The 12,318-nt window shown below is 71.2% G+C and carries 10 protein-coding genes and 2 pseudogenes; 4 read left to right on the top strand and 8 right to left on the bottom strand.

What is annotated here, in order from left to right; all coding sequences use genetic code 11:
• Positions 1–24 precede the first annotated feature (24 nt).
• Positions 25–153, bottom strand: coding sequence for a hypothetical protein (locus J5F18_RS16465; RefSeq protein ID WP_346299623.1), 129 nt, complete (start codon positions 151–153; stop codon positions 25–27).
• Positions 154–190: 37 nt separating this feature from the next.
• Here J5F18_RS16465 and J5F18_RS16460 point away from each other — a divergent pair, with 37 nt between their 5' ends.
• From J5F18_RS16460 to J5F18_RS16450, 3 genes are all read left to right on the top strand, one after another.
• Positions 191–439: a transposase gene (locus J5F18_RS16460; RefSeq protein ID WP_346299622.1), complete on the top strand. Its 249-nt coding sequence runs from the start codon at positions 191–193 to the stop codon at positions 437–439.
• Between the two features lie 120 nt (positions 440–559).
• The gene (locus J5F18_RS16455) at positions 560–1,012 is read left to right on the top strand and encodes a hypothetical protein (RefSeq protein ID WP_346299621.1); all 453 of its coding nucleotides are present in this window, start codon (positions 560–562) and stop codon (positions 1,010–1,012) included.
• Positions 1,013–1,485: 473 nt separating this feature from the next.
• Positions 1,486–1,707 carry a hypothetical protein gene (locus J5F18_RS16450; RefSeq protein ID WP_346299620.1) on the top strand — a complete coding sequence of 74 codons (222 nt, stop codon included), beginning with the start codon at positions 1,486–1,488 and terminating at the stop codon, positions 1,705–1,707.
• Positions 1,708–2,370: 663 nt separating this feature from the next.
• On the opposite strand, the gene J5F18_RS16445 is transcribed toward J5F18_RS16450, so the two are convergent.
• The 3 genes and pseudogenes from J5F18_RS16445 to ptsP form a co-directional block, all read right to left on the bottom strand.
• Positions 2,371–4,110, bottom strand: coding sequence for a PTS fructose-like transporter subunit IIB (locus J5F18_RS16445; RefSeq protein ID WP_346299619.1), 1,740 nt, complete (start codon positions 4,108–4,110; stop codon positions 2,371–2,373).
• Positions 4,107–5,087: a 1-phosphofructokinase gene (gene pfkB / locus J5F18_RS16440; protein ID WP_346299618.1), complete on the bottom strand. Its 981-nt coding sequence runs from the start codon at positions 5,085–5,087 to the stop codon at positions 4,107–4,109. The genes J5F18_RS16445 and pfkB overlap by 4 nt, the downstream gene beginning before the upstream one ends.
• A pseudogene (gene ptsP / locus J5F18_RS16435) lies at positions 5,087–7,925 on the bottom strand (phosphoenolpyruvate--protein phosphotransferase). Before ptsP ends, pfkB begins: the two are co-directional and overlap by 1 nt.
• A 241-nt stretch (positions 7,926–8,166) precedes the next feature.
• On the opposite strand from ptsP, the gene cra reads away from it, so the two are divergent.
• The gene (gene cra / locus J5F18_RS16430) at positions 8,167–9,168 is read left to right on the top strand and encodes a catabolite repressor/activator (protein ID WP_346299617.1); all 1,002 of its coding nucleotides are present in this window, start codon (positions 8,167–8,169) and stop codon (positions 9,166–9,168) included.
• Between the two features lie 65 nt (positions 9,169–9,233).
• Here the strand turns inward: cra and J5F18_RS16425 are convergent, their stop codons facing one another.
• From J5F18_RS16425 to J5F18_RS16410, 4 genes and pseudogenes are all read right to left on the bottom strand, one after another.
• Positions 9,234–10,235, bottom strand: coding sequence for a Gfo/Idh/MocA family oxidoreductase (locus tag J5F18_RS16425; RefSeq protein ID WP_346299616.1), 1,002 nt, complete (start codon positions 10,233–10,235; stop codon positions 9,234–9,236).
• A 47-nt stretch (positions 10,236–10,282) separates the two neighbouring features.
• On the bottom strand, positions 10,283–11,272 hold the full coding sequence (locus tag J5F18_RS16420; RefSeq protein ID WP_346299615.1) for a carbohydrate kinase: 990 nt from the start codon (positions 11,270–11,272) through the stop codon (positions 10,283–10,285).
• Positions 11,273–11,322: 50 nt separating this feature from the next.
• Positions 11,323–12,213, bottom strand: a complete 891-nt coding sequence (locus tag J5F18_RS16415; RefSeq protein WP_346299614.1) for an aldo/keto reductase — start codon at positions 12,211–12,213, stop codon at positions 11,323–11,325.
• A pseudogene (locus J5F18_RS16410) lies at positions 12,210–12,318 on the bottom strand (D-hexose-6-phosphate mutarotase); the annotation flags it as partial. The pseudogene J5F18_RS16410 and the gene J5F18_RS16415, both read right to left, overlap by 4 nt.

Genomic DNA, 12,318 nt, shown 5'->3' with positions numbered 1-12,318 from the left:
CGGCTGAGCCGACAGCCTGCCGGCTCAGCCGCGTCGGGTGGCCAGCAAGAGCCCGGCGCCGATGATCAGCACGGCACCCAGGTAGGTTTCCAGCAGCGGGACATCGCCGAACACCAGGTAACCGGCCAGGGTCGCCCAGACGAAGGGGACCACCAGGGCCTACAAGGCCGAGCAAGCAGGCAAGCATCTGGTGAAGCTTGACCCCTGGTACCCCAGCAGCAAGACCTGCTTCCATTGCGGCCACAGGGTCGAGTCAATGCCGCCCACTGTTCGCACCTGGGACTGCCCGGCCTGCGGCACCCAAGGCATCGACCGAGACATCAATGCGGCGCGTAACGTCCGTTTCTGCCCACGGAGGCCTGCATCAATCCGGCACATCGCCGGCAGCGGCCTGAGAAGTGGGAAGCTTCGCCCGCTAGAGCGGAGAGCAGTCACATAACTCCTGGGTTATGGCCGCCGGCGAAAACCTCAATTGGCGCGCGGGCCGATATGGCCCAAGCTGACACCATCGAGGCGGCCCCGGATGATGGGGGTCGCAGGGTCCTACCGGAGATGTGACATGCGCAACGACACCCCGACTTCATCCCATGCTTCTCGTTCCTGGCGGCAGCGGCTGGGCGGCCTGCTCTTCGATGCCTCCATGCCGCGGATGGTGAAGGAGATGCGCCGCGTGGCGGGGCCGACCTTCCAGGCGATGGTTCGCGACCTCGACACGCCCATGGCGCCGGCCTTCGAGCGGGAGGTGGCGCGTACCCTGAATCGCGGGGGCAGCGAGGACCTGATTCCCGCCGTGACCCTGATGCCTCCCATGATGGCGCGTTTCGGTCTGACGGCCGGGGACTTCGGCGCCGAGGAGCGCACCTTCTTTACCGAGATGCAGAGCGTCTGCAACCGCTGCCCGGTGGCCGGCCGCTGTTGGCAGGCGCTGCGCGCCGAGGCCGGCTGGGAGCAGTGTCGGGGGTTCTGCCCCAATGCCCAGGCCTTCGAGCAGAAGGCGCTCGCGGCTGCTTGAGACAACATCGCCCTGGCGTCGATCCGCCCCCGGTCAGTTCGCCTGGCCGGGGGCGTCCTGTTGCGGGGTCCCGGTGGCATGCTGGTGCAGCCGGAAGTCTCGCGGCGAGAGGCCGGTATGGCGCTTGAGGAAGCAGGTGAAACAGGGGACTCGGAGAAGCCCAGACTGTCGGCGATACCCGTTCATGCGAGCGCCGATCTCCCTGGCGCCATCAGCAATCGCCTTGAAGCCAGTATGATCTGATAGCTCGTTTCCCGGGGTACGACGACACTAGGAGCCTGTCGGACTTAACGCTGATCTACTACGAGATCCGGTCTTTCGGCCAATTTCATTCGATCTGATTCGTTAAATAGCGCGCTATTCGCCTCATCAGATCGATAAACTTGTCTCGAAATCCGAATCTCTCGCGACGATCGGTCAAATCCGACAGGCTCCTAGGGACGGCCAACACCAGGCTCGAGTGGCTCTACTGCGTGGAAAGGAAGCCGACGACCGAGGAGGAGTACACCCTGCTGCTGCAGATCGAGCAGATCGAGCAGATCGAGCAGATCGTGCACCTCCGTCCGGAAACCGAGCCCTGCTACGAACCCGGCGCCGTCGTCACCCTGACCAATGGCGAGGAGCTGATCCTCAAGACCCCCTTCAAGGAGCTGGTTCGGGAGCTGGAGGAGGTGAAGATGATTCTCCGACCCTGAGGCGCCGCGGCTCGATGTGCCACCCGGTTGGGCGTCCTCGCAGGCGGCGACCCTCTGCCGCCTGCGAGGGCGCGGGGGAGTGCCCGCCTCGACTATCGTCATATGTCGACAGGCCTGTTCCCCCGCTTAAGCTGCTCCACAGGCTCGGCCACTTCTCGAACGGACCGCATCGCGGCTCCTCAAGAAGTGAGCCAGGAGACCGATGTGTTGTTTCAGCACTTGATCCCTATTCCAGGCCCTCGCCACTGCCGCGACGAGTGCCGGCCACAGCCATCCGCGAGCAGGAGCCAGTCGACATGTCCCGATTCCCGCTGACGCAGACCCCTGCCCAGGCCGCCATGCTGGCACGCTGCCTCTTCGGCGCCGGCGGCGCCATGGCGCGAGAGCCCGAGCGTGACGATGGCCACCTCCTGGCGCCTGACCTGATCCCGGACTCGGCCAAGCACGCTCCCCCAGGACACCAATCGGATGCCGCGACACCCGCTGAGCCGCTCGAGAGTGGGGCTCTGAACCCTGAACCCTGAACCCTGAACCCTGAACCATGAGTGGCTCTCGGAATCTCGGCAGTACCCTGCGCGGGGAAGAAGCTTCGGGGGCGCCGTCCCTGGCGCCCCCGAAGCCCTTGAAGTCGTCCCTGTTTCGGCGAAGCCGAGCACCGGTCGCTCAGGCAGTGGCCCCCACCGCCACCGGGGTGGCGCCGCGCTTGATCGCCGCATAGCCCAGGCCGGTGATCAGCGAGCCGATCACGATGGCCGCCAGGTAGAGCAGCACCGGGGTGATGGCGCCGGGAATCATCAGCACGAAGATACCGCCGTGGGGGGCCATCAGCTGGGCGCCGACCAGCATGGAGAGGGCGCCGGTCACCGCACCGCCGGCGATGCAGGCGGGGATCACCCGCAGCGGGTCCTTGGCGGCGAAGGGAATCGCCCCCTCGCTGATGAAGCACAATCCAAGTACAAAGGATGCCTTGCCCGCCTCGCGCTCCGGCTCGGAGAACTTGTGCTTGGCCACGAAGCTGGCGACGCCCATGCCGATGGCCGGGACCATGCCAGCGGCCATGATCGCCGCCATGGGCGCATAGGTCTGGGAGGCCAGCAGCCCGACGCCGAAGGTGTAGGCCGCCTTGTTGACCGGCCCGCCCAGGTCGAAGCACATCATGGCGCCGAGCAGGATGCCGAGCAACACGGCGTTGGTGGCGTCCATGCCGGCCAGGAAGCTGGTCAGCCCGGCCATGATCGCCGCCACCGGCTCGCCGATCACGTAGATCATGGTCAGGCCGGTGACCAGGCTCGCCACCAGCGGAATGATCAGGATCGGCTTGAGCGACTCCACGCTGGAAGGCAGCTTGACATGGCGCGCCACCGCCAGGGCCACGTAGCCGGCCAGGAAGCCGGCCAGGATGCCGCCGAGGAAGCCGGCCTCGATGTTGGCCGCCAGCATGCCGCCGATCATGCCCGGGGCGATGCCTGGCCGGTCGGCGATGGAGTAGGCGATATAGCCGGCGAGTACCGGAATCATCAGCGCAAACGCGGTGCCGCCACCGATCTGCATCAGCGCCGCGGCCAGGGTCCCCTCCTGCTCGAAGGCCTCGATGCCGAAGGCGAAGGAGAGCGCGATCAACAGCCCCCCGGCCACCACCATGGGCAGCATGAAGGAGACCCCGGTCAGCAGGTGCTTGTAGACCCCCTTCTCCTTGACGCCCTTCTGGGACTCACCCTTGGCGGAGGCGCCCTCGCGCTCCACCTCGGCATCGGCCAGGGCCGCCTCGATGGTGGCCTGGGCCTTCTTCAGGGCGTTGCCGGTGGAGGTTCGGTAGAGGCGCTTGCCGGCGAAGCGGGTGGGGTCCACCTCGATGTCGCAGGCCAGGATCACCAGGTCGGCGGCGGCGATCTCCTCCTCGGTAAGCTTGTCCTGGGCGCCCACCGAGCCCTGGGTCTCCACGCGGATCTCGTGGCCGAGCGCCTTGCCGGCCTCGGACAGGGCCTCTGCCGCCATGAAGGTATGCGCCACCCCGGTGGGGCAGGCGGTCACCGCCACGATCTTGCAGGCGCCGGCAGTCGCTGCCGCCGGTGCTTCTGCCTCGGCGGGCGGGGTAAAGGGCGCGGCCTCGCGCTCGGCGCGGGCCAGGAAGGCCGCCGGGTCGGGCAAGGCCTGATCGATGGTGGCCTGGAACAGCGGCTTGCCGGCGAAACGCTGGGGATCCGGAACCCGGTCGGCGGCGGCCACTACCAGGTCGGCGCTGGCGATGGTCTCGGCGGCGAGCGGCGCCTGGGGCGCCAGTTCGCCGTGCATCTCGACGCTGGGGGTCCAGCCCAGGCGGCGGGCGGCCTGCTCCAGGCGGCGGGCGGCGAGGAAGGTGGTGGCCATGCCGCTGGGGCAGGCGGTGAGGATGATGACGTTCATGCGATGGCTCCCTCCGCGTGGGCATCGACGTCGTTCAAGCGACGCACGCGGGTCTGTTGTTGGAGGTGGGGGAAGTCGCTGGCGCGGTGATTGCCGACGCCCACATGGCGCACGGACTCGGCTGAGAGCGCCGTGGCCAGGCGTAGGGTCTGCTCCGGGGTATGGCCCTCGATCACGCCGTGGAGCAGGGCGGCGAACAGGGTGTCGCCGGCACCCACGGTGCTGGCCACGTCGATGCTGGGTGGAACCGCCTGCCAGGCGCCGCGGCTGCTGACCCACAGCACCCCGGCGGGGCCCGCCGAGATCAGCGCCTCCTCGACGCCCACCGAGTAGAGCCGGAGCGCGGCCTTGAGGCGGGCCTCGAAACTCTCCAGGGGGTGGCCGGCCCAGTCGGCCAGTTCATGTTCGTTGGGCTTGACCGCGGTGGGACGGGCCTCGATGGCCTGGCCGAGCGCCTCGCCGCTGGTGTCCACCCAGACCGGCAGGCCTTCGCCGCGCAGGTGGGCGATCAGCTCGGCCAGCCCCGCGGGCGAGACGCCGGGGGGCAGGCTGCCGGCGATCACCACCGCAGCGGGACGGCGCTCGGGATTGGCCAGGCGGGCGTCGAGCCAGGCCAGCAGCCGCTGCCAGGCTCCCTGGTCGATGGTGGGGCCGGGGCCGTTGATATCGGTGACCCGCCCGTCGGCCTCGGCGAGCTTGGCGTTGATGCGGGTCTCGCCGGGCACGCGCAGGAAGGCGTCCTCCACGCCCAGGGCCTCGAAGGCGCGCAGGAAGGGGCCGTCGTTGTCGGCGCCGAGAAAGCCCGACACCGTGACCTCGTGGCCGAGGGCGACCAGCACCCGGGCCACGTTGACCCCCTTGCCGGCGGCCTCGAGATGGGTCTCCCGGGTGCGGTTGACCTCCCCGGGGACGAGCCGCTCGAGGCCGATCGACAGATCCAGGGCGGGGTTGAGGGTAAGGCTGAGAATCCGGGCCATCAGCGCACCTCCAGGGCGTCGCGTACCGCCTCGGCGGTGGGCTGGGCCAGGGCCAGTTCGGCCTGGGCGCGGGCCTCTTCGAGATCGAACTCGGCGAGGCGCGCCTTGACCAGCGGCACCTGGCGGGCGCTCACCGACAGCTCGTCGACACCGAGGCCGACCAGCACCGGCACCGCGGTGGCGTCCGAGGCCAGCTCGCCGCACACCCCGACCCACTTGCCCTGGGCGTGGGCGGCCTGGACGGTCATCTGGATCAGCCGCAGCACCGCCGGGTGCAGGCCATCGGACTGGGCGGAGAGCTCGGGATGGCCGCGGTCGATGGCCAGCGCGTACTGGGTCAGGTCGTTGGTGCCCACCGAGAAGAAGTCCACCTCGGCGGCCAGCGTCGGGGCCAGCAGCGCCGCGGAGGGGATCTCGATCATCACCCCGAGCTGGACGTCGGTGGCGCGCATGGTCTCGGGCAGCTCCTCGAGCAGGCGGTCGAAGATGGCGCGGGCGGCGCGGAACTCGCTGAGGTCCTTGACCATGGGCAGCATGATGCGCAGCGGGCGGCTGCGACTGGCGATGAGCAGGGCGCGCAGCTGGGTCTCCAGCACCTCGGGACGGGTCAGCGCCAGGCGGATGCCGCGCAGGCCGAGGAAGGGGTTGTCCTCCTTGGGCACCGGCCAGTAGGGCAGCGGCTTGTCGCCGCCCACGTCCAGGGTGCGGGCCACCAGCGGGCGGCCGTCCAGGGCGTCGGTGGCCTCGCGGTACTCCTCGACCTGGGTCTCGAGGTCGGGCATCGCGGCATGGGCCATGAAGATGAACTCGGTGCGCAGCAGGCCCACCCCCTCGGCGCCGCGCTCCACGGCGTCGGCGGCGTGGGCGGTGTTGCCCAGGTTGGCGGCCACCTCGACGCGGTGGCCGTCGCGGGTCTGGGCCGGCTGGTGGCGGGCCTCCCAGGCCTCGGCCTCGCGGCGGCGCTGGTCGGCCAGGCGCTGCTCGGCGCTGGCCAGGCGCTCCGCGGAGGGAGCGACGGTATAGCGGCCCCGGTCGCCGTCGACGATCAGCAGGGTGTCGTTGGCGAGCGTCAGCACTCGCTCGCCTGCGCCCACCGCGGCGGGGATGCCCAGCGCGGGCGGTGAGCAGGCCGCGGACCCGGGCGGTGTCCAGGCGGGCCACGTCGGAGGGGCCGAGGTCGTCGGCCACCAGCACATAGGGGGCATCCGGCGGCTCGGGCAGCGCGACGTCGCAGAGGATGCCCAGCACCCGGCGGCCCACGTCGCGCAGGTCGGCGGCGCGTTCGGCCAGCAGCCGGTCGGCGAGCATCTCCTGGGCGTGGGCGGCGGTCTCGATGGCGTGCCACCAGGCGGCCTCGGCGGAGGCGCCTTCCGCGATGCCCTCGCGGGCGGCCTGGTGCAGCTCGGGGTCGGTGAGCATCTCCTCATGCATGGAGAGGATCTGGGCCACTTCGCCGCCGCGGGCCTCGCCCACCAGGGCCTCCAACTGGGCCTCGCCCTCGCGGATGGCGGCGTCCAGGCGGCGGTTCTCGGCGGCCGGATCGCTGGCGCGCTCGGGATACTCGAAGCGCGGGATGCGCAGCACGAAGGCCGGGGCGATGGCCAGGCCCGGGGAGGCGGCCACCGCCGCCTGGGGGACGTTGGCGGGCAGCGGCTCGATCACCACCTTCGGCTCGGGCATCTGGTGCTCGCGGCTCTCGTCGAAGGGCTGGACCGCCTCGCCCAGGCCTTCGGTCACCGCCTGGCAGACGGCCGCCAGGGCGTGCTCGGCGGCGTCGGCCGGGGTGTTATCACCCTCCAGGGAGAACTGCAGCAGCTGGCCGCGACGGGCCCCCAGGCCGATCACCTTGGTCAGGCTGGTGGCCGAGACCGCCTGGCCGCTGCCCTCGGCCAGGCGCACCCGGATCGTCACGCCCTGGGCGCGGGCCACCTGGACCAGCTGCTTGGCCGGGCGGGCGTGGAGGCCATGGGCATTGAGCACCCGCACCGTGGCGGTGATCGCGCTCGCCGTTTCGCCGGCCAGGCGGGCCAGCACGGTGGCGGCGTCGGCGCCGGCCAGGTCACCGGCACTGCCGTTCTCCAGCAGGGTGACGAGTCGCTCCAGCAGGCCGCGGTGGGCGTCGCCCTGGGCGGCCAGGCAGAAGACCCCGGCCAGGGGGGCGTCTCCACCGCTGAGCGGAGCCTCCGGCGTGGCCAGCGCCAGGGCGGGCTGGGTCACGCCCTGGTCGCTGCCCACCAGCCATAGGCCCTGGCCCAGGGGGCGGGGCGCCTGGTCGGCCACGGCGGCGACGAAGGCGTTCGCCACACAGCCGGCCTGACGCAGCCGGGCAGCGGCGGCCAGTGCCAGCTCGTGAGCGTCCCGGGCGGGGAAGCCCAGGCAGAGGGTGTCGGCATCCAGGCGCGCCTCCACCACCGCCTTCGACAGCAGCCCGGCGATCTCGGCGCGGGAGTCGGCGGCGGCCAGCCGCTCGGAGACGCCGTCGCGGTCCAGCACATGGGTCAACTGGCGCAGGATGTCCAGGTGCTCGTCGCTCTGGGCGGCGATGGTCACCAGCACATGGACGCGATTGCCGTCGTGCCAGTCGATGCCGCGGGGAAACTGCAGCACCCGCACCCCGGTGGCGCGCACGTGCTCGCGGCTCTCGGGGGTGCCGTGGGGGATGGCGATGGCGTTGCCGAGGAAGGTGGAAGACTGGGCCTCGCGGGCGTGCAGGCCGTCGCGGTAGCCGGCGGCCGTGAGGCCGGCCTGCTGCAGGGCCTCGGCGGCGCTATCGAGGGCGCTGCGCCAGTCCTGGGCCTCGCAGCCGAGCAGGATATCGTCCTGGGTGAGGGTGAGCATGGGGGGAGTCCTCCCGAATGGCGTGGTTGGTCGGTGAACGACTCTTGTTGAACTGCCAAGTTGAACCCATCACTGAGAACCTTGGCTGAATCGTGTCACCATTGGTGCTAAGGCTGGATCGATTCACTCGATTTGGCAAGGAATAGCCTCTACGACATTGGTAGGGGGTAGGATGGCGGATGTCGGGCGATCCGGTCGCCACTGGCGTAGAATCGTGTCATCAACGTCTCAAGAGGTGGTCATGACGCTTGCTGAAATCGCCCGCCTGGCCGGTGTCTCGCGCACCACGGCCAGCTATGTCATCAACGGCAAGGCCGAGGAGAAGCGCATCAGCCCCCAGACCGTGGAGCGGGTGATGGCGGTGGTGCGCAAGCACCGCTACCGGGTCGATGCCCAGGCCGCGGCGCTGCGGCGTGGCTCGAGCCGCATCCTGGGGCTGATCGTGCCGGACCTGGAGAATGTCAGCTATGCGCGCCTGGCCAAGCGCCTGGAGCGCGGCGCCCGGGAGCAGGGCTACCAGCTGCTGATCGTCGGCTCCGACGACCGGCCGGAAAGCGAGCGCGACCTGGCGCTGGCGCTGCGCGCCCAGCGCTGCGAGGTGTTGATCACCGCCAGCTGCCTGCCGCCGGACGACCCCTTCTACGCCGAGCTGATGGCCGACGGCCTGCCGGTGATCGCCGTGGACCGTGGCTTCGCGCCCTCGCGCTTCGTCAGCGTGGTGAGCAACGACGGCGAGGCCGCCGAGCGGCTGACCCGTTCGGTGCTGGGCGAGGGGGTGAGGCGGGTGGCCTGGCTGGACGCCGTGCCGGGGATCTCCATCACCCGGGAGCGCCGGGCGGGGTTCGAGCGGGCCCTGGCGGGCAGTCAAGTCGAGGCGATCATCGCCAGCGGCGAGCGCTACGACCGCGAGGAAGGGGCGCGGCTGCTGCGCGAGCTGCTCGACGCCCACGGCCTGCCCGACGCCCTGATCACCGCCTCCTATGTGCTGCTCGACGGCGTCTTCGACGTGCTGCTGGAGGAGGGTGGGCTGCCCCAGGGCCTGCGCCTGGCCACCTTCGGCGACAGCCGGCTGCTGGACTTCCTGCCGCTACCGGTCAACTCGGCGGTGCAGGACCACGAGCGCATCGCCGCCACGGCCCTGCAGGCCGCCCTGGCGGCGGCCCGGGGCGACTACCGTCCGGGCGAGACGGTCATCGCCCGGCGGCTGCGCTGGCGGCGGCCGGAGCGCCAGGCGGTCAGATAGGGCCGGCCAGGATAGGGCTGCCCAGGATAGGGGCGCTCAGATAGGGGACGCGGGGACCGTCCGGATCACGCCGGGGCGTCGAGGGCGACCGTACAGTTCTCCTGCAGCGAGCGACGGCACGCCTCCAGCAGCCGGGCCTGGTCATGGAACTCGGCGGCGGCGTCCGGGGCCGGGCCCTCGCCCAGCACCCAGGCCGAGAAGGCCTCGATCTGGGCGGGGTACTGGTCGCCGTAGACCGTCTCGCGACGCACCCGGCCCTGCTCGTCGGTGACGACCAGCTCCCCCACCCCGCCCTGCTTGTCGGGGCGAAAGGCGGCGGGCAACAGCAGGCTGCCGTGGCTGCCGATCACCTCGTAGCGATTGACCATGGTCTGCTCGAAGCTGGCGCCAAACTCCGCCAGGCGCCCGTCGGCGTAGCGCAGCAGGCCGCCCACGCTGGTATCCACCCCCAGCGCCGCGGGGACCTGGCCCACCACCGTCACCGCCTCGGGCAGGCCGAGCAGCCGCCGGATCACGTCCAGGGGGTAGCAGCCCACGTCGTGCAGGCTGCCGCCGGCCTGGTCGGCGGAGAGGCGGATATTGTCCGCCTCCAGGTCCAGGGGGAAGGAGAAGAGCCCGCGGACCTGGCGCACCTCGCCGATCTCCCCGCGCTGAAGGATCTCGCGGACCCGGGCGTGCTGGGGGTGATGGCGGTACATGTAGCCCTCCATCAGCGCCACCCCGGCCTGGTCGCAGGCGGCCTGCATGGTGCGGGCCTCCGCAGCAGTCAGGGCGGCGGGCTTCTCGCACAGCACCGCCTTGCCGTGGCGGGCCGCCTCGCAGACCCAGCGGGCATGGAGGTGATTGGGCAGGGGGATATAGACCGCCTCCACTTCCGGGTCTTCCAGCAGGTGGCGGAAGCTATCGTGGGCCCTGGGGATGCCGTACTCGGCGGCCACGTCGCCGGCCTTGCCGCTCTCGCTGGCGATGGCGGTCAGCCGCGCGTTGCGCGCGGCCCGGATGGCCGGGATCATCGCCTTGCGGGCGATGCCGGCGGTGCTCAGGATGCCCCAGCGGAGCTCACGCATGATGCCTCCTCGTCGCTGTGCGGGTTGCCACGGTCCCTTCCAGAAGATTAGCTCTTCAGGCGCGCCAGGTCCTCGCGGGTGGGCAGGGCGGCGTAGGCGCCGGGCCGGGTCACGGCGTGGGCGCCGCAGCGGCAGGCGGTCTCGACGGCGCGGGCCAGGAAGTCGGCGTCGCGGTGCCAGTCGCCATCGATACCCACCTCGCCGAGGTGCATGGCGAGCTCGGCCAGCAGGCCGCCGATAAAGGCGTCGCCGCCGGCGGTGGTGTCCACCGCCTGGACCTTGGGCGGTGCCACCCGTTTCTCCAGGCCCACCCCCTTGAGCACCACCTCGCCGGCCCCGTCGGTAATCACGATGGCCTTGACCCCGGCGGCCAGGCGCTCGGCCAGCCAGGCGTCCTCCGGGTGGTCGGCGCGCAGGTAGTCGAGCTCGTCGGTGGAGAGCTTGAGCAGGTCGGCCCCGTCCAGCAGCCGGGTGACCAGGGCGATCTCCGCGGCGCCGTCGGCCCAGAGGTTGTGGCGCAGGTTGGCGTCCACGCTGACCAGGCAGCCGGCGCGGCGGGCCATCTCGGCCATGGACAGGGTGGTCTCGGCGATCGCCGCCTCGGTCAGGCTGTTGCTGCACAGGTGCAGGATGGCGGGGGCGGCGAAGACGCCGGCGGGCAGGTGCTCGAGCCGGTAGAGCAGGTCGGCGGCCGGCGGGCGGTAGAAGTCGAAGGTGCGCTCGCCGTGGGCGTCCCGGGAGACGAAGGCCAGCGCCGTGCGCGCCTCCCGGGTGAGCACCACGCCGCTGGTGTCGACGCCGTGGGCGGCCAGTTCCCGGGCCAGGAAGTCGCCGAAGTGATCCTCGCCGAGCATGCCCAGGAAGCGGCTGGGCACGCCGAGGCGGGCACAGGCCACGGCCACATTGGCGGGGGCGCCGCCGGCGTAGGGGGTAAAGACTTCGGGAGCGAGGGTCTCAGGGGCGTCGCCGGCGGCCTCACCGAGGCGGCTGGAGAGCATGTCGACGAGCGCTTCGCCGAAGGCGATCACGGGAATCATGGCGGGTCCTCGTTGTTCGATTCGTTGTCAATGGTGTTGGGGCGGCGCGCTCAGGCCACCTCCTGGCCGCGGGCCGCCTCCAGCAGGGCGAACCAGGCGGGGCGCGGCAGTTCGAGGGCGGCGTCGGCGTGCAGGGCGCGGATGCGTTCAGCCTTGAGGCTGCCGATCACCGGCCGCGGACGGCCGGGCAGGGCGCGCAGCCAGGCCAGCGCCAGGCCCGCCGGGGTGATGCCGTGAGCCTCGGCCTGGGCCAGCAGTTCCGGGCGAGCCGGGCCGGTCAATACCCGGCCGCCACCCAGGGGCGACCAGGCCAGGGGCGTGAGGCCGTCGCCCACCAGGGCGTCGAAGCAGCCGTCGAAGAGCGGCGCCGTATGGGCCAGGGAGAGCTGTAGCTGGTGGCTCTCCAGGCGCTGGTGCATGGCCCCCTGAAGTCGACGCCACTGCTCGGGCAGGAAGTTGGAGACCCCGGCGGCCCCCAGCTTGCCGGCGGCGATGGCGTCGTCCAGGGCGCGGCCGGTGGCCTCGGCCTCCATCAGCGGGTCGGGGCGGTGGATCAGGAAATGATCGAGGCGCTCCACTCCCAGGCGCGCCAGGGCCGCGTCGATGGCGGCGGCCACATAGCCCCGGGAGCTGTCGTAGTGCTTGATTCCCTTGTCCCGGTGAAGGGCGCCAGAGGCGTCCCCCTCGGGGGTGACGATGCCGGTCTTGGTCACCACCCGGACCCGTGACGCCAGGGCCGGGCGGGCACGCAGGGCGGCGCCAAACAGCGCCTCGCCCTGGCCCCCGCCGTAGATATCGGCATGGTCGAACCAGGCGAGCCCTTCATCGAGGCGCGCCTCGAGCCAGTCGGCCAGGCGCGCCGGGGCGTGCAGTTCGGGCTCCTCGTGCAGGCGCATCATGCCCAGCAGCAGGGGCGCGTCGATGGCCGGCGACCCTGTCATGAGGCGTCGCCATCACGGGAGAGGGTGGTGCCCAGCAGGTGCTGGGCACCGGGCACCAGCCACACCGGGTCGAGGCGGGTGTTGGCAGACTCGACGCAGAGGAAG

The sequence above is a fragment of the Halomonas sp. BM-2019 genome (genome assembly GCF_017584085.1).
Note: the sequence above shows the minus strand (reverse complement) of the source record. Positions and strands in the feature narration are given on the sequence as shown.

What these genes read in the sequence shown, in the direction of transcription:
- pfkB (WP_346299618.1), bottom strand. Translation starts at nt 5,087, where the DNA reads ATGGCCCGGATTCTCAGCCTTACCCTCAACCCCGCCCTGGATCTGTCG.
- J5F18_RS16415 (WP_346299614.1), bottom strand. Translation starts at nt 12,213, where the DNA reads ATGACAGGGTCGCCGGCCATCGACGCGCCCCTGCTGCTGGGCATGATG.
- J5F18_RS16420 (WP_346299615.1), bottom strand. Translation starts at nt 11,272, where the DNA reads ATGATTCCCGTGATCGCCTTCGGCGAAGCGCTCGTCGACATGCTCTCC.
- J5F18_RS16455 (WP_346299621.1), top strand. Translation starts at nt 560, where the DNA reads ATGCGCAACGACACCCCGACTTCATCCCATGCTTCTCGTTCCTGGCGG.
- J5F18_RS16425 (WP_346299616.1), bottom strand. Translation starts at nt 10,235, where the DNA reads ATGCGTGAGCTCCGCTGGGGCATCCTGAGCACCGCCGGCATCGCCCGC.
- cra (WP_346299617.1), top strand. Translation starts at nt 8,167, where the DNA reads ATGACGCTTGCTGAAATCGCCCGCCTGGCCGGTGTCTCGCGCACCACG.
- J5F18_RS16445 (WP_346299619.1), bottom strand. Translation starts at nt 4,110, where the DNA reads ATGAACGTCATCATCCTCACCGCCTGCCCCAGCGGCATGGCCACCACC.